The 18,051-nt window shown below is 70.9% G+C and carries 15 protein-coding genes and 1 pseudogene; 4 read left to right on the top strand and 12 right to left on the bottom strand.

Translation table 11 applies throughout. The features are described 5' to 3' along the window. The first annotated feature begins 32 nt into the window (after window positions 1–32). From P3G67_RS23850 to P3G67_RS23835, 4 genes are read left to right on the top strand one after another with little or no spacing between them, the layout of a single operon-like run. Window positions 33–1,451: an MFS transporter gene (locus P3G67_RS23850; protein WP_276095295.1), complete on the top strand. Its 1,419-nt coding sequence runs from the start codon at window positions 33–35 to the stop codon at window positions 1,449–1,451. Continuing rightward, window positions 1,444–3,522, top strand: coding sequence for a molybdopterin oxidoreductase family protein (locus P3G67_RS23845; RefSeq protein WP_276095294.1), 2,079 nt, complete (start codon window positions 1,444–1,446; stop codon window positions 3,520–3,522). The genes P3G67_RS23850 and P3G67_RS23845 overlap by 8 nt, the downstream gene beginning before the upstream one ends. Continuing rightward, a complete protein-coding gene (locus P3G67_RS23840; protein WP_276095293.1) occupies window positions 3,519–4,907 on the top strand; it encodes an FAD-dependent oxidoreductase in 1,389 nt (462 codons plus the stop codon). Before P3G67_RS23845 ends, P3G67_RS23840 begins: the two co-directional genes overlap by 4 nt. A gap of 2 nt (window positions 4,908–4,909) precedes the next feature. Beyond that, window positions 4,910–6,097 carry an NAD(P)/FAD-dependent oxidoreductase gene (locus tag P3G67_RS23835; RefSeq protein ID WP_276095292.1) on the top strand — a complete coding sequence of 396 codons (1,188 nt, stop codon included), beginning with the start codon at window positions 4,910–4,912 and terminating at the stop codon, window positions 6,095–6,097. On the opposite strand, the gene tgmC is transcribed toward P3G67_RS23835, so the two are convergent. The 12 genes and pseudogenes from tgmC to P3G67_RS23775 all read right to left on the bottom strand — a co-directional run bounded on the left by tgmC (window position 6,022) and on the right by P3G67_RS23775 (window position 18,048). Beyond that, a complete protein-coding gene (gene tgmC, locus P3G67_RS23830; RefSeq protein ID WP_276095291.1) occupies window positions 6,022–7,242 on the bottom strand; it encodes an ATP-grasp peptide maturase system methyltransferase in 1,221 nt (406 codons plus the stop codon). The two genes, P3G67_RS23835 and tgmC, sit on opposite strands and share 76 nt — an antisense overlap. Continuing rightward, the gene (gene tgmB / locus P3G67_RS23825; protein ID WP_276095290.1) at window positions 7,239–8,198 is read right to left on the bottom strand and encodes an ATP-grasp ribosomal peptide maturase; all 960 of its coding nucleotides are present in this window, start codon (window positions 8,196–8,198) and stop codon (window positions 7,239–7,241) included. Before tgmB ends, tgmC begins: the two co-directional genes overlap by 4 nt. Beyond that, window positions 8,195–8,509, bottom strand: coding sequence for a putative ATP-grasp-modified RiPP (tgmA, locus tag P3G67_RS23820; RefSeq protein WP_269857927.1), 315 nt, complete (start codon window positions 8,507–8,509; stop codon window positions 8,195–8,197). Before tgmA ends, tgmB begins: the two co-directional genes overlap by 4 nt. Before the next feature lie 114 nt (window positions 8,510–8,623). Next, window positions 8,624–8,956: pseudogene (locus P3G67_RS23815) on the bottom strand (recombinase family protein); the annotation flags it as partial. A gap of 99 nt (window positions 8,957–9,055) precedes the next feature. Next, window positions 9,056–10,273 (bottom strand): helix-turn-helix domain-containing protein, encoded by a 1,218-nt coding sequence (locus P3G67_RS23810; RefSeq protein ID WP_276095289.1) that lies wholly within the window; start codon window positions 10,271–10,273, stop codon window positions 9,056–9,058. A 292-nt stretch (window positions 10,274–10,565) separates the two neighbouring features. Then, window positions 10,566–12,050: an MFS transporter gene (locus tag P3G67_RS23805; protein WP_276095288.1), complete on the bottom strand. Its 1,485-nt coding sequence runs from the start codon at window positions 12,048–12,050 to the stop codon at window positions 10,566–10,568. A 218-nt stretch (window positions 12,051–12,268) separates the two neighbouring features. After that, window positions 12,269–12,760: an RrF2 family transcriptional regulator gene (locus P3G67_RS23800; protein WP_276095287.1), complete on the bottom strand. Its 492-nt coding sequence runs from the start codon at window positions 12,758–12,760 to the stop codon at window positions 12,269–12,271. A gap of 97 nt (window positions 12,761–12,857) precedes the next feature. Continuing rightward, window positions 12,858–14,429, bottom strand: coding sequence for a class I adenylate-forming enzyme family protein (locus tag P3G67_RS23795; RefSeq protein ID WP_276095286.1), 1,572 nt, complete (start codon window positions 14,427–14,429; stop codon window positions 12,858–12,860). A 235-nt stretch (window positions 14,430–14,664) separates the two neighbouring features. Continuing rightward, complete coding sequence (gene wrbA, locus P3G67_RS23790) at window positions 14,665–15,312, bottom strand: NAD(P)H:quinone oxidoreductase (protein WP_276095285.1); 648 nt, start codon at window positions 15,310–15,312, stop codon at window positions 14,665–14,667. Between the two features lie 214 nt (window positions 15,313–15,526). Next, entirely contained in the window at window positions 15,527–15,967 is a 441-nt protein-coding gene (locus P3G67_RS23785; RefSeq protein WP_276095284.1) for a YybH family protein, read from the bottom strand. A 54-nt stretch (window positions 15,968–16,021) separates the two neighbouring features. Beyond that, window positions 16,022–16,825 carry an arylamine N-acetyltransferase family protein gene (locus tag P3G67_RS23780; protein WP_276095283.1) on the bottom strand — a complete coding sequence of 268 codons (804 nt, stop codon included), beginning with the start codon at window positions 16,823–16,825 and terminating at the stop codon, window positions 16,022–16,024. After that, complete coding sequence (locus tag P3G67_RS23775; RefSeq protein ID WP_276095282.1) at window positions 16,822–18,048, bottom strand: MFS transporter; 1,227 nt, start codon at window positions 18,046–18,048, stop codon at window positions 16,822–16,824. Before P3G67_RS23775 ends, P3G67_RS23780 begins: the two co-directional genes overlap by 4 nt. Window positions 18,049–18,051 lie beyond the last annotated feature (3 nt).

Raw genomic sequence — 18,051 nt, 5'->3', positions numbered from 1 at the left:
GCTCCCGGGAATTCACGAAAGGCCGAGGAGAGATGACGAACGCACCGTCCCGCTCCGGGCGTCGGGTGGAGCACTGGGACCCGGACGACGAGGACTTCTGGGAGCGCGGTGCCAAGTACATCGCCCGCCGGAACCTGATCGTGTCGGTGCTCTCCGAGCACGTCGGCTTCTCCGTGTGGAGCCTGTGGTCGGTCCTGGTCCTGTTCATGTCCCCCAGGACCGGCCTGGGTTTCACCCCCGGCGAGAAGTTCCTGCTGGTGGTCGTGCCCACGCTGGTCGGTGCCGTGCTGCGGCTGCCGTACAGCCACGCGGTGACCCGGTTCGGCGGCCGGAACTGGACGGTGTTCTCCTCAGCGGTGCTGCTGGTGCCGACCGGCTGTGCGCTGTACTTCGTGCAGCGTCCGGGCACCCCGCTGTGGGTGTTCCTGCTGATCGGCGCGGCGGCCGGGGCGGGAGGCGGCAACTTCGCCTCCTCGATGACCAACATCAGCCACTTCTTCCCCAGGCGGCGCCAGGGCTGGGCGCTGGGCGTCAACGCGGGCGGCGGGAACCTGGGCGTCGCCGTCGTGCAGCTCCTCGGCCTGCTGGTGATCGCCACATCGGGCAGCGGGCACCCGGAGTACGTCGTCGCGGTCTACCTGCCGCTGATCGTGGTCGTCAGCGTGCTCGCCGCGCTGTCGATGGACAACATCCAGGCGGTGCGCACCGCGCCGGGCGCCCAACGGGAGGCCGCCGCCAATCCGCACACCTGGTGGATCTCGCTGCTGTACGTCGGCACCTTCGGCTCGTTCATCGGCTACGGGTTCGCCTTCGGGCTGGTGTTGCAGGACGAGTTCGGCTGCACCGCGCTGCGCGCCGCCTCCTACACCTTCCTCGGGCCGCTGCTCGGCTCGCTGTTCCGGCCGCTCGGCGGGAGGTTGGCGGACCGCCTGGGCGGTGCCCGGGTCACCTGCTGGACGTTCCTGGCACTCGCCGCGGGCACCGGGGCACTGCTGGTGGCCTCGCGGTCGCGGTCGTTCCCGCTGTTCGTCACCGCGTTCACCGCGCTGTTCGTACTGAGCGGGATCGGCAACGGCAGCACGTACAAGATGATCCCCGCGGTCTTCGCCCAGCAGGCGCGGCGGGCGCGTGCGGCAGGCGAGCCCGCGGCGAGCGCGCTGGACCGCGCCAGGCGGCTGTCCGGTGCGGTGATGGGCATCGCGGGAGCGTTGGGCGCGCTCGGCGGCGTCGCCGTCGACCTGGCCTTCCGGGCCGCGTACGACGGGCCGCACGGTAGTGGTACGCCCGCCTTCTGGGGCTTCCTCGGGTACTACGCGGTGTGCGTGGGCGTGACGTGGGCGGTCTATCTGCGGCGCCCGCTGAACGCCCGGCCGTCCGTGCTCGCGGTGGCGCCGGTCGCCTCCGCGGTGGCGGTGCCCGCACCGGTCTCCGGCGAGGCCGACCGTGTCTGAGGCCCGGCGCGAAGTGGCCACCCACTGCCCGTACTGCGCCCTGCAGTGCGGCACCCTGCTCGGCCGGGACGGTGCGGGCGCGGCCGTACGACCGGATCCCGGGTTCCCCGTCAACCAGGGCGGTTTGTGCCAGAAGGGCTGGACGGCGCCCACGCTGCTGACCGTCCCCGACCGGCTGCGGACACCGCTGGTGCGCGGTGCGGACGGGGCGTTCACCCCAGCCGACTGGGACGGCGCGCTCGACACGGTGGCCGAGCGGCTGCGGCGGATACGGCAGCGGTACGGCCCGGACGCGGTCGCGGTGTTCGGCGGGGGCGGGCTGACCAACGAGAAGGCCTACCTGCTGGGCAAGTTCGCCCGGCTGGCACTCGGCACCAGCCAGATCGACTACAACGGCCGCTTCTGCATGTCCTCGGCCGCCGCCGCCGGAACCGCCGCGTTCGGCGTCGACCGCGGCCTGCCGTTCCCGGTGGCCGACCTGGGCCGGGCGGACACCGTCCTGCTCGCCGGGGCCAACCCGGCCGAGACGATGCCGCCGCTCATGCGCCACCTCGGCCGCGCCGAACTGGTGGTCGTCGATCCGCGCCGCACCCCCACCGCCGAGCGCGCCGCACTCCATCTGCAACCCGTACCCGGCACCGATCTCGCCCTGGCGCTCGGCCTGCTGCACCTCGCCGTGGTCGAGGGCCATCGCGACCCGCGCTACGTACGCGACCGCACCACCGGTTTCGAGGCCGCCTGGCAGTACGCCATGACCTGGTGGCCGGAGCGCGTGGAACGGGTCACCGGGGTACCGGTCGAGGCCCAGCGCACCGCGGTACGGATGCTGGCGGACGCGGCACGCGCCTACGTACTGACCGGGCGCGGCGCCGAGCAGCACAGCAAGGGCACCGACACCGTCGCCGCGTTCATCAACCTCGCCCTGGCGCTCGGCCTGCCCGGCCGCGAGGGCAGCGGCTACGGCTGTCTGACCGGGCAGGGCAACGGCCAGGGCGGCCGCGAGCTGGGCCAGAAGGCCGACCAGCTCCCCGGCTACCGGCTGATCGCCGACCCGGCGGCCCGCCGGCACATCGCCGCGGTGTGGGGAGTCGACGCCGAGTGCCTGCCAGGACCGGGCCGCAGCGCGTACCGACTGCTTGACGCGCTCGGCACCCCGGGCGGCCCCCGGGCGCTGCTGGTCTTCGGTTCCAACCCTGTGGTGTCCGCGCCGCGCGCCGCCCACGTCGCCCAACGGCTGGCCGCCCTCGACCTGTTGGTCGTCGCGGACTTCGTGCCGTCCGAAACGGTCGCGCTCGCCGACGTGGTGCTACCGGTCACCCAGTGGGCCGAGGAGGACGGCACCATGACCAACCTCGAAGGGCGGGTGCTGCGCCGAAGGCGGCTGCTGGACCCGCCCGAGGGCGTACGCGGCGACCTGGACGTACTGCACGGCCTGGCGGTACGGCTCGGCGAGCCGCCCGAGCGGTATCCCACCGCACCGCGCGAGGTCTTCGAGGAACTGCGCCGGGCGACCCGAGGCGGCCGGGCCGACTACTGCGGCATCAGCTACGAACGCCTCGACGCCGGGGAGGAGTTGCACTGGCCGTGCCCCGCGCCGGGACATCCCGGTACGCCCCGGATGTTCCTGGACCGCTTCGCGCACCAGGACGGGCGCGCCCGGTTCGCCGCGGTGGACCACCGGGAGTCCGCCGACGCGGTCGGCGACCGGTATCCGCTGTACGGCACGACCGGCCGGGTGCTCGCCCACTACCAGTCCGGTGCGCAGACCCGCCGGGTCCCGGAACTCGGCGCCGCCGCGCCGCAGATGTACGTCGAGGTGCACCCGGACACCGCGGCGCGCGCCGGGCTCGCCGAGGGCGAGCTGGCCGCCGTCAGCTCGGCGCGCGGCCGCACGGTGGCCCGGGTGCGGTTGGTGGCGACGATGCGGACGGACACGGTGTTCCTGCCGTTCCACTATCCCGGCACCGGCCGGGCCAACCTGATCACCGGCGACGCGCTCGATCCGCGTAGCGAGATGCCGGAGTTCAAGGTCTCGGCGGTACGCATCGAACCCCATCCGGGCCCGGCATGACCGGGGTACTGGTGATCGGCAACGGCCCCGCCGCGCACCGCCTGGTGCACCGGCTGCGCCAGCTCGGCCACTCCGGTGGCGTCACGGTGCTCGGCGCGGAGCCGCGTGCCGCGTACAACCGGGTGCTGCTGACCTCGGTACTGGACGGCAGCCTGCCCCCGGACGCCATCGCGCTGCCCCGGCACCCCGACGGCACCCGGGTACGGCTCGGCGTGACCGCCGTCGGCGTCGACCGGGCCCGACGGCTGGTGCTGGCCCGCGCGGACGACGGCCGGGGCATGCTGTCGTACCGGTACGACCGGCTGGTGCTGGCCACCGGGGCGCGGCCCCGGATCCCCGAGGTGGCCGGTGTGCGTATGCCCGGCGGGCGGCTGGCGGAAGGGGTGCGGTGTCTGCGTACGCTCGCCGACTGCGAGCGGATCGGCCCCGGCCAGGTCGCGGTGCTCGGCGCCGGTGTGCTGGGTGTGGAGGCGGCGCTGGCGCTGCGACGGGCGGGGTACGAGGTGACGTTGGCACACCGGCGGGCGCAGCCCATGGGGCGGCTACTGGGCCCGCACGGAGGCGAGTTGCTCGCCGGGCGGCTGCGGGACCTCGGCGTGGAGCTGGAGTTGGGCCACCGAGCCGTCGGGTACGCGCCCGGCAAGCTGCTGCTGGACGACGGGCGGACGCTGCCCGCCGACACCCTGCTGCTGTGCACCGGTGTCACACCCGAGACCGGCCTGGCCCGCGCCGCCGGTCTGGCCGTGGCCTGCGGCGTCGTGGTGGACGACCAACTGCGCACCAGCGACCCGTACGTCCACGCGATCGGCGACTGCGCGGAGCACGCGGGCCGGGTGTCCGGGCTGGTCGAGTCCGCCTGGCAGCAGGCCGACACCCTGGCCCGGGTGCTCACCGGCGAGCGGGTCGGCCACCGCGCGGCCAAGCCCGTCATCCGGCCGCGCACTCCCGGCATCCACATCGCGGCACTGGGGACGCCCGACGGCGGGGGCGCGGAAGTCGTCACGTTCTCGGATCCGGCGCGCGGCCGGTACGCCTCGCTGGCGCTGCGCGAGCAGCGGATCACCGGTGCCGTGCTGATCGGCCTTCCGCAGGCCATCGCCTCGGTGAGCCAGCTCTACGACCGGGACCTGCCGGTGCCCGCGGACCGGTTGGCGCTGCTGCTCGGCACCGCCTCGCGGCGCGGCTCCGGGTCGCTGGAACTTCCGGACGACGCGGTGGTCTGCCTGTGCAACAACGTGATGAAGCGAACGCTGTCCGATGCCTGGCGGGGCGGCGCCCGCGAGCTGCCGGACCTCGCCGCGGCGACCCGCGCAACCACCGGCTGCGGCGGCTGCGCGCCGGACGTACGGCGGCTGTGCGCCGTCCTGGAACGGGAGACGGGATAGCGATGCCGCGCACACTCGTGGTCATCGGACACGGCATGGTCGGCCACCGCCTGGTGACGGAGCTGCGCACCCGGGACCGCGCCGGGGAGTGGCGGATCGTGGTGCTCGCCGAGGAGCGCCGTCCGGCGTACGACCGGCTGGCCCTCTCCTCGTACTTCGACGGCAGGAGCGCGGCCGAACTCACCCTGGCCGATGACGATTTGCTGGCCGATCCGGCGGTGGAACTACGGCTGTCCACCACCGCGACGGCGGTCGACCGCACCACCCGCACCGTAAGGACCACCGACGGCACGGTGATCGGCTATGACGCCCTCGTACTGGCCACCGGCTCACGGCCGTTCGTACCGCCCGTACCAGGGCACGACCTGCCGTGCTGCTTCGTCTACCGGACCCTGGACGACCTCGACGCGATCCGTGCGGCGGCCCGGCCCGGCCGTCCCGGTGTGGTGATCGGCGGCGGTCTGCTGGGCCTTGAGGCGGCCAACGCGCTTCGCCTGCTCGGCATGCGCCCGCAGGTGGTGGAACTCGCGCCCTGGCTGCTCCCGTTGCAGGTGGACGAGGCTGCGGGAGCGCTACTGGCCCGGCTGGTGGCCGGGTCGGGGGTACGGGTGCACTGCGGGACGGCCACCGAGTCCATCGCGCCGGGCCGGGTGCGGCTCGCGGACGGCACGGCCGTCGAGGCGGACCTGGTGGTCTTCTCCGCGGGCGTCCGCCCCCGCGACGAACTGGCGCTTACCGCCGGGCTGGAGCGAGCGGAGCAAGGCGGCTTCCTCGTCGACGACCAGTGCCGCACCGCGGACCCCCACATCTGGGCCATAGGCGAATGCGCCGCGGTGAACGGCCGCTGCTACGGCCTGTCGGCCCCGGGCTACCGCATGGCGGAAGCGGTGGCCGCCCAACTCCTGGGCACCGCGGAAGCCCGCTTCAAGGGCGCCGACACCTCCACCAGGCTGAAGCTCCTGGACGTCCCGGTCGCCAGCTTCGGCGACGCACGCGCCATCACGGCGGGTGCCGTGGAGTTCACCCACGCCACGCCGAACACGTACCGGAAACTGGTCCTGGCCCCCGACGCCAACACGCTACTGGGCGGCATCCTGACCGGCGACACATCGGCCTACGCCCTCTTGCGCACACTGGTCGGACGCGAACTCCCGGCTTCGCCGGAGGAGTTGCTGGGCCTGGCGGGCTGATCCCCTCGACGCGGTTCACGAGCAGGCCAGGCGATGACGGTCCGGCCCTCAGGGGTGACGGTGATCTCGAACCGATCCACGGGCGGCGCTCCGTCCGCGCGCCAGCGCAGGACGTGTTCCTCGATCGCGTCCCACAACGGCGCGGGGCCGCCCTGCCGGACCCGCCACCGCTCTCCGTCCCGCCACAGAGCGGCCCATGAGCCGGAGTCCACATCGATGATGATGTCTTCCGTCCGGTCGTCGCGAGGCAGGGTGATGCGCTGCGCTCGGGGAGCGGCGAGCTGTGCGACGAACCGTGCGGTCCAGTCATCGAGCACGTCCACGCCCAACTGGGCTGGGCGTTCTGCCCCGCACTCCAGATCAGGCAACATTCCCAAGGATGTGGGACGTTGGGGGCGGGCCAGCATGAACGAGATCTGACCGCCCAGGAACCGGCCCACGGCAGTGCCGTCCTCGGCAACGGTGAGCCGCGCCAGTTCGGAGGAGTACAGCCAGCCGCACAAGGTGGCGAGGATGACGCCGCCAGGCCGTGTCTGCTCGATCCACGCCGGAGGCACGGTGAGCACGCCGCACGTGGCGACCACCCGGTCGTACGGCGCAGCGTCCTTGTTTCCGGCCAGCCCGTCGCCCACCACGAGACCGGGGAAGTACCCGCATTCGCCGAGCGCTGTACGGGCCCGGGCCGACACGTCCCGGTCGACCTCGACGGACGTCACGTACTCGTCGCCGAGGCGGTGACACAGCAGCGCCGTGGAGTAGCCGGTACCGGTGCCGATCTCCAACGCCCGTTGACCGTTTTCGACTTGCAGCTCCTCCAGCATGCGCACGACGAGGTTCGGCATCGTGCTGGACGAAGTCGGCGCGCGCATGATCTCGCCGCGGATGTCCGTGGGCACGACCGTGCCCGCGATCTGCGTCACCAGCGACTCGTCCGCGTAGCAGCGCTCAAGCCACCCGGGGCTGTCCGGCAGGACCGGCCGCCACGCGGTGGGTACCGAACCCGGGACCTGCTCGAAGAACCCACCACGCAGGAACACGTGCCGGGGCACGGCTTCGACGGCCCGCCGCCACCGCTGACCCCGAAGGTGGCCGCCTGCCGCCAGGTCGTCGGCAAGTCGTTGGCGCAACTGCTCGTCTGTGCTCACCTGGGTTTCCTCTCCAGCAGGTCGGCCATCGCCGCGACCATGGGCAGACCGGTCTCCGGCTCCAGCCACGCCCATTGGCCCGACGGGTTGCATTCCAGGAACCACCATCGGCCCTGGCGGTCGATCGAGAAGTCGAAGGCGCCGAAGACCAGCCGGAAGTGGCGGAGGTAGGCGAACAGGGCCTCGCGGATGCCCGGCGGCGGTTGTATGACCGAGTACGTGAGCCGACGGTAGTCCGTGCGCCAGTCCAACAGGTCGGAGTCGATACGCACACAGAAGACGTGGCGGCCGATGACGGTGACGCGTGCGTCGGCGACCTTGTCCACCCGGATCTGGAACAGGTGCATGGTGCCGCTGACGCTGTCGTCGATCTCGTCCGCGCCCACCTCCGCGACTTCGACGGTCTGGGCCGTGCCGTCGATCAGGTACAGCGGTACGGACAACGGCTTGTAGATGACCGGACCGTGTGCCCCGACGAACCGGCGTGCGTCGTCGGGCACGTTGGTGACGAGCGTAGGCGGCACGCTGAAGCCGCAACTCGCCGCCGCGGCCAGGCCGGCGGGTTTGTACTCGGCGTCGCCTATGCGGTTCGGGTGGTTGACGTACAGGCAGTCGGGCAGGGACGTCAGGACGCCGCCGAGGCCGTACCGGGCCTGCGCGGCGGCGAAGCGCGCGTCCTGCTCGTTCAGGTGCGGGAAGGCGAAGCCGGAGGGGCGCCGGTAGTACATGGCCCGGACGGCCGGTAACTCGCAGGTACGGGTGGGCGTTTGCACGCTTCCGCGCCACTGACGTGCTTCGCCGCCGATGTGGGCGGAGCAGGACAAGGTGGCGGGGAACTCACCGGAGTCGAACCGCACGACCGGGACACCCCGGCCGTGCAGCTCGTTGATCACAACATCAGCCGTCGGGTCGTCCACGTTGGTGACGACCAACACCGCACGGGATTGGTGAGTCACTGGTCGGTGTCATTCCCGGTGTCCCTGTCCCCGCCACCGCTTCCACCGGGCCCGGCCCCGTCGCTGGGGTTGCCCGTGCCCGTGGGCGGGTTGGTCCCCGAGGAGGTCCCGTGGCCGGGCGCCACGGTGAGGGTGCCATCGGAGGCGTAGTAGCGCGCGGTCTGTGTGACGGCGTCGAGCTCGACACGGCCGTACCGCGGCCCCTCCGCCCCCGGATACGGCACGAGACGGCGCAGACCCCATGGCGCGGGGGTCAGGTGCCCTTGCGGGAGTGGCGTCCCGGTGGGGAACCGGTCGGAGTGGCTGAACATGGGGCTTTCCTTCCTCTCGCAGTTCCGTGAGCCGAATCGGGTGCGCTGTACCCAGGTGCCGTCCGGCAACCGCTTCTCGCCCAGACATGTCTCCACCCAGGCGCCCAGCTGAAGCACGCGACGGATGAACAGGTCGCGGGCCGCGGGATCGTTGCTGAGGCGGCTCCACTCGTAGACCAAGCACACGCGAGGACGGCTGCTGTCGGTGGCCCGCACGGTGTTCAGCAAAGCGCGGAACGCGGGCCTGCGGTCGTTGGTCAAGGCGGAGTCGCCGTTATCCACCCACCATCCACCGAAGCCCCAACCCTGACTACCGACATACGCGGCGCAGGCTTGGAGGCGACGCTCCAACTCGGCTCTGTTTTCGGTCACGCAGCGGTCATAGACGTAGGCAAGCGTGGACTGTTCAGCGGTCAGTGTGGCGACTCGGGGCAGCGACGCGGTCATGCGGATCACGCTACGTGCGCGTGGCACCACGCCCCAGTGACGGAGTCCACCACTCGCCGGGGCGGTGGTCCCGCGACTATGACGTCTTGTCCTAGGCCCTCACAGGGTGGGATCGACGCCCAACCGGGCGGCCAGCGAACGCAGTTCACTCTTCCGGCGCCGATCCGCCTCCAGCATCTCCCGCACTGTCGCCACCGCGAGTACCTGGTACTTGATCCACTCCGGTTGCCCTCCCTCGACGTCGAGGAGCGTCGTCAGGGCGCCGTCGCCGTCTCCGGTCTGGTACTGGGCCTGTGCCACATCGAGCCGGTGCGACGCACGATGGACAGGCCGCGTGATCGCCCCCAGGTCGACCTCCGCAGCGAGGCGCAGCGCCTGGGCGGGCTCGTTGTCCTGCCCGGCCATCGCGATGTTCACCGCCTGCGTTTGCACGTCGACCGGGCTGAACGCTGTCCCGTACGCCCGCGTCGGTCCGGAACGGGTTGCCGCCGCCTGGGCCAGGTTCAGCATTTCGTTCGCCTCGTCGCGCTTGTCCTGCCGCGCGGCCGGTGTCGCGGCGGCAACCAGCAGGTTGCCGTACACGGCCAACTCCGCCGGTTTCGCCCGTCGGAACGACGGCTCCAACGCGTCTGCCTTGCGCTCCGCGATCTGTTGGGCCTGCGTCCAGCGTCCTTGCCGCAGCAGCACCCAGGAAAGGGTTGAGACGCCCATACCCTCCATCAGCGGGTCGGATGCGCGCTGTGCAGCCTCCAGTTGCTTGGCGACCGCCTCGAACGCCCACGCCGTATGCCCAGCCTGCGTCGTCAAAGACGCCGCCAGCTGATAGGCAAGCGCCAACTGCTGCCACACGCGCTCGGCCACCGCTCCGCTGGCGTCCCGGGCTACCGCGCGGCCGTCGCGCAGGATCAGCGGCAGGGCGCCAGACAACTTCGAGTAACGCCCCTGCCAGTACAGGTTGGTGGCCGCACGCACCGAGTCGGTCCACTCATCCAGGCTGGGTGGGTCTTCATCCAGGTCGTCGGCCAGCACGCCGGGCAGCGTGGATACGTCCTGGATGGCGTCGCGCAGGGCGAGCAAACCGCCCTCGTCTGGAACCTCTTGGGTCACCGTGGGCTGGCCCAGTAGTCGCTCAAGTTCGACGTCCAGCGCGGACGCGAGCGCGCGCAGCGTATTGATCCTTGCCGATGAGCGACGGTTCTGTTCCAGCTTCCGGATCGTGTCCACATGGACACCGGCGCGCTCCGCGAGCTGCTCTTGCGTGAGATCGCGGAACTCCCGAAGGTTCGCAAGCCGATCACCAATGCTGGTACTGCGCATGCACGTACACCCCCGCCAGAGGACTTGATCCTCACGGTACGCCGCGCGGCAGAGTTGTAGTACCTCATCGGGCGCAGCGCACCCCGGGCGGCCGGGGTCGGCAACGCGTTGGCACTCGGCCTTATCAACGAGGCGATCGGTCCGCAAAACAACGCTGCGAGGCGGAAGCTGCCCGGGGCCTGGGGGCTTGCCCCCGAAGTGCCGGCAAACGGGCGGGACTTGCGGGCAAGAGTCCGCCCCCGCGCTCCCGGGGGTGTGGAGCGCGAGGGCGGAGGACGGGGTGGAACGGGGGTCAGACCTGGGCCACCTGTTCGCTGGGGAGCTCGGTGAGCTGGTCCGCGGGCTCCACGGTGGGAGCCGTCGCCGTCGGGCGCTTGAAGCCGAAGGCGACCAGGGTGGTGATGGCGATGCCCGCCGCGGCGATGAAGATCGCCTCACGCAGCCCGTGGGTGGTGGCGTTGCGCAGCGCCTGGCCGGTCAGGCCCTTGGTGCCGGAGTTGGCGATGGCGACCAGGATCGCCAGGCCCACCGCACCGCCGACCTGCTGGGTGGTGGAGGCCATACCGGAGGCGATGCCCTGCTCCGACGCGTCCACGCCGATCGCCGCGGCGCCGAACATCAGGGTGTAGCCCGCGCCCTGGCCGAGGCCGAGGACGATCAGCCCCGGGATCAGCACCGCGTAGGAGGCGCCCGCCGACATCGTCAGACCGGTGATCACGGTGCCCACACCGCCGATGACCAGGCTGGCGATCATGATCGCCCGGATCCCGAAGCGGGTGGCGAACCGACCGGCCAGCTGGGCGCCTGCGGAGATGGCGACCATCGGAACCAGGTAGGCGAGACCGGTCTGCAGCGCGCTGTATCCGTGCACGCTCTGGAAGTAGACGGTGAGGAAGTACAGCAGGGTGCCGAAGGTGGCCATGTAGAGGAAGGTGACGCCGACACCCGTGCTCAGGTTGCGGTTGCCGAACAGCCTCAGCGGCATCAGCGGGTCGGAGCTGCGCTTCTCGATGACGAAGAAGGCCAGCAGCAGCGCCACGCCGACGATCGCGGCGGTCACGATGGTGGGCGCGCCCCAACCGGAGACCGGACCCTGGACCAGGGCGAAGACCACCGCGGTCACGCCGACCGTGGCGGTCAGCGCACCGCCGAGGTCGAACTTGCGGCCGGCGGACCGCACGGCGTCCGGCGCGATGAGCGGGAAGGCGAACAGGATCGCGAGGACGGCCAGCGGAACGTTGACGAAGAAGACCGCCTCCCAGCCGAAGGCCTGGGTCAGCACGCCACCGAGCAGTGAACCGAGGATCATGCCGCTGCCACCCGCGGTGCCCCAGACGGCGAAGGCGCGGTTGCGCTCCTTGCCCTCGGCGAAGCTGGTGCCCACCAGCGTCAGGGTGGCCGGGAACAGGAACGCACCGCCCATGCCCTGCACCGCGCGCCCGGCGATCAGCATCGCGGGGTTCACCGCGAGGCCGCCGATCAGCGAGGCGGCACCGTAGAGCGACAGGCCGAGCACGAACATCCGGCGCGGCCCGAACAGGTCGCAGGCCCGCCCGCCGAGTAGCAGGAAGCCGCCGAACGCCACAGCGTACGCGCTGATCACCCACTGCAGGGTCTGCGAGGAGAAGCCGAGCCCGTGGCCGATGTCCGGAAGTGCCACATAAACGATGTTGTAGTCGATGGAGATGATGAGTTGGGCGAATGCCAACAGGGCCAGTAGCAGCCCCAGGTGGCGACGCCGCGGTGCCGTGGAGGCGTCTACGGCTGCAGAAGACATTGCAGTCCCTTTCCCTTGGGAGGAGTGAAGCGGTGGAGACGGGGGTGATCGGTATGTGCGCTGGAGGCAGCGGAGGTCATGGCGTACGGGGCGGCCCGGTGGAGCCTGGGACTGTCGTCGGCGCGTTGGACCACAGGGATAACGGGATATCGGGCATCCAGAATCACCTCCTTCGTGGTGCCTGTCGGGCCGCCCGGCGGCCATGGCGAACTGCGCGGTCAGGTACGTGAGTTGTCGAACCAGCGGCGCACCCGAGCCGGTGCGTGCGGGGTGCTGCGCTCCACGGCGGCCCTGAGGTCGGCCACCGTGCGCGACGCCAGCTCCCGGCGCCAGACGAACTCGGCGGTGCGCATGGCCTGGGAGACCGCGCACGGCTTGCGGTAGCCGTCCAGCGCGTCCAGGTCGCCCGCGGGTCCGCGCTGCCGGATCGCGGTGCATCGGAAGGCCTGTTCGGAGCCTTCGATCGCGGTCACCACATCCATCAGTGTGATCTTCTCCGGGTGCCGCGCGAGCTGGAACCCGCCGCGGGGTCCGGAGGTCGACGAGACGATGCCCGCCCGGCCCAGGGCCTGCAACTGCTTGTTGAGGTAGGCGGTCGGAAGGTTGTAGAAGGCGGCCAGCTTGGCCGCGGTCACGGTCCGCTCCGGCGCCACCCAGGACAGGTTCAGGCAGCAGTGCACTGCCCACTCCACGCCTTCGCTTAGCTTCATATCCTGGATAATGGATGTCCGGAACATCGTCCACAACCTCCTTCCGGAAAGAGTGTCAGGTCGCCACGGGCCTCACGGGACGGCTCAACCGCCTGGCTCAGGAAGCCTGTTCCAGGTCCTCGCGCAGTCGCCGGGCCAGCTCGATGCGCTGGATCTTCGCGGTCGCGGTACGCGGCAGCTCGGACAACCGCATCTCCACGGGGTCGGACATCGGCGCCTGGTCGGCGACCGCCTTCCGCCAGCGGGCGAGGTCCAGCGGACGGTCGTCCTTGGTGCAGACGACGGGAATCGGCTCCTTCTGCGGACCGGGGACGATGACCAGCTCGGTCAGCTCCTCCAGCCGGTGCAGCAGGGTGTCCTCGACCTCAAGGGTGCTGTGGATCGTCGGGATGACGTCGACCTCGCGGTCCAGCAGGTGCAGGCAGCCCCACTTGGTGCGGTAGCCCACGTCGTTGCCGCGCCACCACTCGCCGATCACCTGCTTGTTGAACCGTTCCTCCTCGCCGTAGTACGTCATCGCCCGCCCGGCGGTCCACACGTCGATGTAACCGGGCGTCTCCCGGCTCGGCTTGGCGCCGTTCCGGCTGACCAGGCGGTACTTGCCGAGACCAGGTATGGGGTAGCCCTGGCAGCGGCTGTCCATGGTGAGCGCGTTCTTGCGGGTCACCGTGCGTCCGGCGATCGGACCGCACTCGCTCTGCCCGTACACCTGGAGGAACACCGGGTGGCGGCGCTTGGAGGCGTGCAGGAACTTGTGCATGGTGCTGGGGTGGATCGCGTCGAACGTGGAGTTGAAGAACCGCACGCTGGCGATCGGCTCACGCGGATCGTCGAGTATCGCCTCGCACTCCAGGAAGGAGTTGGGGTGCGTCTCGAAGACACCGGGGCGGTGTTTGACCAGCGCGTCGGCGACCTTGTCCGGCTGGGCGTCCTTGAGGAAGACCATCGGCATGCCGCGCTTGGCCAGCACCGCGAACCCCGGGTACATCCGCGAGTGCACGTAACTGACGTGCATCAGCACCGTCTCCGGCTTGCGGATCATCGACACCACGCGGTTCTGCCACGCCTCGCGCGCACCTATGGAGCGCGCGGTGTGCACAACCAGCTTGGGAATTCCGGTCGTTCCCGAGGTGTGCGTCATCAGCGCCGGCTGGTCGGCGTCCAGCAGCACCGGCTTGCGCTCCGGAGCGCCCGCCAGGTCGGCCATCGACACCGCCAGCGGATGGGAGCCGGTCACCGTGACCACGCGGGCGGTGAGTTCCGGCAACGGCACATCGGCCAACGGCCCGGTGAGCTTGGCCTCGTCGGTCAGCAGCGAGGCCCCCTTGAGCCGGTCCAGCAGCGCGGCCACGGTCGGACCGTCCAGCAGCGGTGACAGCATCACCGGCACCGCGCCGACGCGCGCCGCGGCGCAGGCGTAGACGCAGATGTCGAAGCTGGCGGACTTGTGGATCACCACATGCTCGCTGGGACGCACACCGGCGGCCCACAACCGGTTGGCGATGTCGGCGACATGGCCGGCGAACTGCCCCAGGGTCAACACCTTTCCGACCCCGAGGCTTTCCAGTTCGTGGTCGAGGGTGATGGTCGTGCTGCCATTCTTGACCGCAGCCTGCTCGGCCACGATTCCGAGATAGAGAAGGTTTTTGTTCTTGGAAGTCCTAAACATCTGTCCTCTTCCTCAGCGTGGAACCGGCACACGGTTCGTTGGCACGTAACATGCTGGCAGAGCGCGGCAGTTGGGAGAAAGGAGGGCACAAGAACTCTGTCACCTTGGTCACACCGTCTGACCTGCTGTTTGAGACCCGATCGGGGATAACCGCGGTGAATTCGCGGAACGTGGAAAGCGGGGTCCGCGAACACCTGTCGCGGACCCCGCCCGGGATGCTGGAAATTCGTCCTGGTCAGTCCGTGGAAAGGCCCTTGCGCAGCGCCGTGGCGATTTCGAGCGTGCGCCGGGTCTGGAACTCGATGGCGGCCAGGTTGTCCTCGGTGACGTTCTCCGCCAGATGCCCGGGAACGGCCTGCAGACCGGCGACCGCGCTCACGCCGTACGGATTGCCGTTGGAGGGCGCGAGCTGGATGTCGTCAACCACGCCCGGCGGGACGATGATCGCTCCCCAGTGGTAGAAGACGTTGCTCAGCGACAGGATCGTGCTCTCCTGGCCGCCGTGCTGGGTACCGGTGGAGGTGAACGCGGACATCACCTTGTTCACCAGACCGCGCCGGGCGTGCAGCGCGAAGGTCTGGTCGATGAACTGCTTGAGCGGCGCGGCCAGCAGACCGTAGCGGCCCGGCGTGCCCCACAGCACCGCGTCGGCCCAGTCCAGGTCGTCCACGCTGGCCAGCGCGACCTCCCGGGCCGTCTGCGCGTGCTCCTCCCAGGACTGCGTCCATTCTGTGAAGTCCGGCGCCAGGGACTCGTTGACCAACTCGGGAACCCGGCGAAGGCGCACCTCGGCGCCCGCCTTCTCCGCCGCGCCGGCCGCGGCCACGGCGAGCTTGTGGACGTTGCCGGTGCCCGAGTAGTAGATGATGGCGACATTCGTCATGGCCGTAGTGCTCCTTCACGGAGTGCTTCTCACGAACGGGTACGCCGCGCCGCCGCGACGCGGCCGGCCGGTGATCCAATCCTGTGCCTGGGCGTCGGGGGCGGCCATCCGCGCCATGGAACTTTGTCAACTGGCCGCTCGTTTTGGCCGGTTGCCGCCGCGACGGCCGAGAACCGCCGCTCCCCGGGGCGCGGCGGTTGTCCTGGCCGGTGGTTCAGGGGCGGGCCACCTCGCGTTCGACACCGGGCGGATTGTCGATCGCGTACCGCCAGAATCCGTTGGCGTCCCGCCGCAGCACATCGGTGGCGGTGCCTTCCATCCGTACGTACTCGCCGTTCGGCTTGGTGCCCTCGATGAGGAAGTCGCCGAGGAGCAGCGCGAGATCGTCGTAGACGTAGGCGTGCCGCACGGTGAGCCTGATCGGAATGCCGAGCTTGAGGAAACTGCGGGTGGCGTTGCGCCGGCCGTCGCCGGTCACCACCTCGCCGGGGGTGAGCACCCGTATCGCGGCGGGCTCGAAGAGCTTGTCGATCGTGTCGAGGTCGCCGCGGTTGAATGCGTGCATGAAGACGACCGGCAGTTGTGCGGGGTCGGTTACGTCGGTGACCAGTTCGGCGTCGCCGATGTCACCGATGGGGACGGATCGCGAGGTCATAGCCACTCCTGGAGGGCGCTGCTGAGATGCGCGCGGTCTAACCGCCCGTGCGGGTCAGTCCAGTTGGACGCCGGGAGAGCCCGGCGCGACCGCGGGCGGGGTCGGCAGTTCATCGAGTTCGAAGCCGAAGTACTTCCGGTAGGCGGCGCGGACCGCCTGGTCGTCCGGCAGCACCTCGACGGTCCGCTCACCAGCGCGGGTGCGGGTCAGCCGGTCGCCCTTGAGGGTGACCCGGCCGTCGGTGGTGGGCAGCGAGCAGAACAGGTCGCTCATGAAGGGGGAGTCGGGGCAGGTGCGGAACCACCACAGGGTGGGCCGGAAGTCCTGCAGGCGCACCGGCCGGTCGTCCACCCGGTACAGCGGAACACCGTCGGCGGACACGTCGATCGCGCCGTCCGGCGTACGGGCCAGCCGGTAGTCGCCGTGCGGGTCCGGCTGGACGTCGCCGGAGGCGAGCCGCAGCGGCAGCCGGCTGTTCTTCCGGAAGCCCACGTCGACCAGCCAGGACTCCTCCAGGTCCACCCGCAGCACCAGATGGCCGAGCGGCGAGCCCAGACCGTCCGGACGGCGCACCTGGGCGCCGAGGATGCTGACCCGGTAGCCGAGCGCCTCCAGCAGGAAGCCGAACGACGGGTTCAACTCGTAGCAGCCGCCACCGCGTCGGTCCCGCACGATCTTGTCCACCACCCGCTCGTCCAGCAGGATGTCCCGGCCGAGGTGGTAGTCGAGGTTCTCGAACGGAACCGACAGCACATGGCGTTCCTGCAGTCGGCGCAGCGCGTCCAGGTCCGCGCGCCGCGGCCGGCTCGCACCGATCCGGCTGAGGTACTCGTCCACCATGGCGGCGTCCATCGTCATTGCCCCCTCGTCTTCAGCATGGCCCGGCCCGCCGTCGGGTAGTCGGGCACGGGTACGGGTACGCGGCGGCCGGTCCTGGCGGTCAGGCCGATGACGGCCGCGGTGACCGTCATCAGCGCCGCCAGCACCAGCGCCAGTACGGTCAGGTTCCCTATGGGCGCCGGGAGTTGGGCGCCCACTCCACCGCCGAGGTTGAGCATGAATCCGTAGACCGCTATGGCGGTGGTCTGCGCGGCGCCCGCGCTGCTGCCGATCGTCTGCACCAGGGCGGGGCCGACGTTGGACAGGCCGAGCATGAAGACGAACAGCGCGACTCCCAGCGCGATCACGTCGTCGGCCCACAGCGCGGCGGCCAGCAGCCCCGCCACGGCCACCGCCGAGGCCATGGCCGCCCGCCGGGTGGCGGGGATCCGGCCGAGCAGCGGAGCGATGAGCACCGAGGCGAGCAGCGCGGGCAGTCCGCTGGCGCGCAGCGCGAGCATCGCGCCGTCATGGCCGACGAGTTGCCTGGGCCCGTACAACTGCACCCCGGTGTAGACCGCGGTCAGGCTTCCGGCGACGGTCAACGTGACCAGGTACAGCGGCAGCCGCCGCGAACGCCCGCTTGCCGGTGCCGGACCGGTCGCCGTCTGGCGGGGCGGGCGCGCCGGGTCGGGCAGCAGCACCCTCGCCGTCGCACCGGCGCCGAGCAGGAGCAGCGGCGCGGTGATCCAGAAGACGGCCCGCCAGCCGAACGCGGCCTGTAGCAACTGCGCTTCGACCTGGCCGATCACCACGGTGCCGCCCAGGCAGCAGGACACCGTGGTCAGCGCCAGGGGCAGCCGGCGGGCCGGGATCCGGGCGCTGAGGTAGGAGTACGACATCGGCACGAACGCCCCGGCCAACAGGCCCTGTAACGCCCGGAGCGCCGAGCCGGTGCCCAGGCTGGTGGCGCACGGCACCAGGGCGGTGGCGAACGCCATCGCCGCGGTGCTCACCGTCATCACCGCGCGCCGTCCGTAGCGGTTGGACAGCGGGCCGCTCAGCAGCGAGCCGCACGCGTAGGCGATGGCGAAGGCGGTCGTGGTCCACGCGGCGGACGCCTGCGGGACGCCCCAGGCGGCGCTCATCCGGGGCATCAGCGGGATCGTCACGTACAACTGGCCGACGGCGACCATGCCGACGAGGCTGATGGTGGCCACCGTGGCGGCGAACGGGGCGCGGTGGTCGTCAGCGGTGGCCATGGC

Source organism: Streptomyces silvisoli (assembly GCF_029269905.1).
Lineage (GTDB): Bacteria > Actinomycetota > Actinomycetes > Streptomycetales > Streptomycetaceae > Streptantibioticus_A > Streptantibioticus_A silvisoli_A.
This window is presented reverse-complemented; position numbering and strand designations above follow the sequence as displayed.

Coding starts and splice junctions, on each gene's coding strand:
- P3G67_RS23835 (WP_276095292.1), top strand. CDS start 4,910: ATGCCGCGCACACTCGTGGTCATCGGACACGGCATGGTCGGCCACCGC.
- P3G67_RS23775 (WP_276095282.1), bottom strand. CDS start 18,048: ATGGCCACCGCTGACGACCACCGCGCCCCGTTCGCCGCCACGGTGGCC.
- wrbA (WP_276095285.1), bottom strand. CDS start 15,312: ATGACGAATGTCGCCATCATCTACTACTCGGGCACCGGCAACGTCCAC.
- P3G67_RS23810 (WP_276095289.1), bottom strand. CDS start 10,273: ATGCGCAGTACCAGCATTGGTGATCGGCTTGCGAACCTTCGGGAGTTC.
- P3G67_RS23850 (WP_276095295.1), top strand. CDS start 33: ATGACGAACGCACCGTCCCGCTCCGGGCGTCGGGTGGAGCACTGGGAC.
- P3G67_RS23840 (WP_276095293.1), top strand. CDS start 3,519: ATGACCGGGGTACTGGTGATCGGCAACGGCCCCGCCGCGCACCGCCTG.
- tgmA (WP_269857927.1), bottom strand. CDS start 8,509: ATGTTCAGCCACTCCGACCGGTTCCCCACCGGGACGCCACTCCCGCAA.
- P3G67_RS23805 (WP_276095288.1), bottom strand. CDS start 12,050: ATGTCTTCTGCAGCCGTAGACGCCTCCACGGCACCGCGGCGTCGCCAC.
- P3G67_RS23785 (WP_276095284.1), bottom strand. CDS start 15,967: ATGACCTCGCGATCCGTCCCCATCGGTGACATCGGCGACGCCGAACTG.
- P3G67_RS23795 (WP_276095286.1), bottom strand. CDS start 14,429: ATGTTTAGGACTTCCAAGAACAAAAACCTTCTCTATCTCGGAATCGTG.
- P3G67_RS23780 (WP_276095283.1), bottom strand. CDS start 16,825: ATGACGATGGACGCCGCCATGGTGGACGAGTACCTCAGCCGGATCGGT.
- P3G67_RS23800 (WP_276095287.1), bottom strand. CDS start 12,760: ATGAAGCTAAGCGAAGGCGTGGAGTGGGCAGTGCACTGCTGCCTGAAC.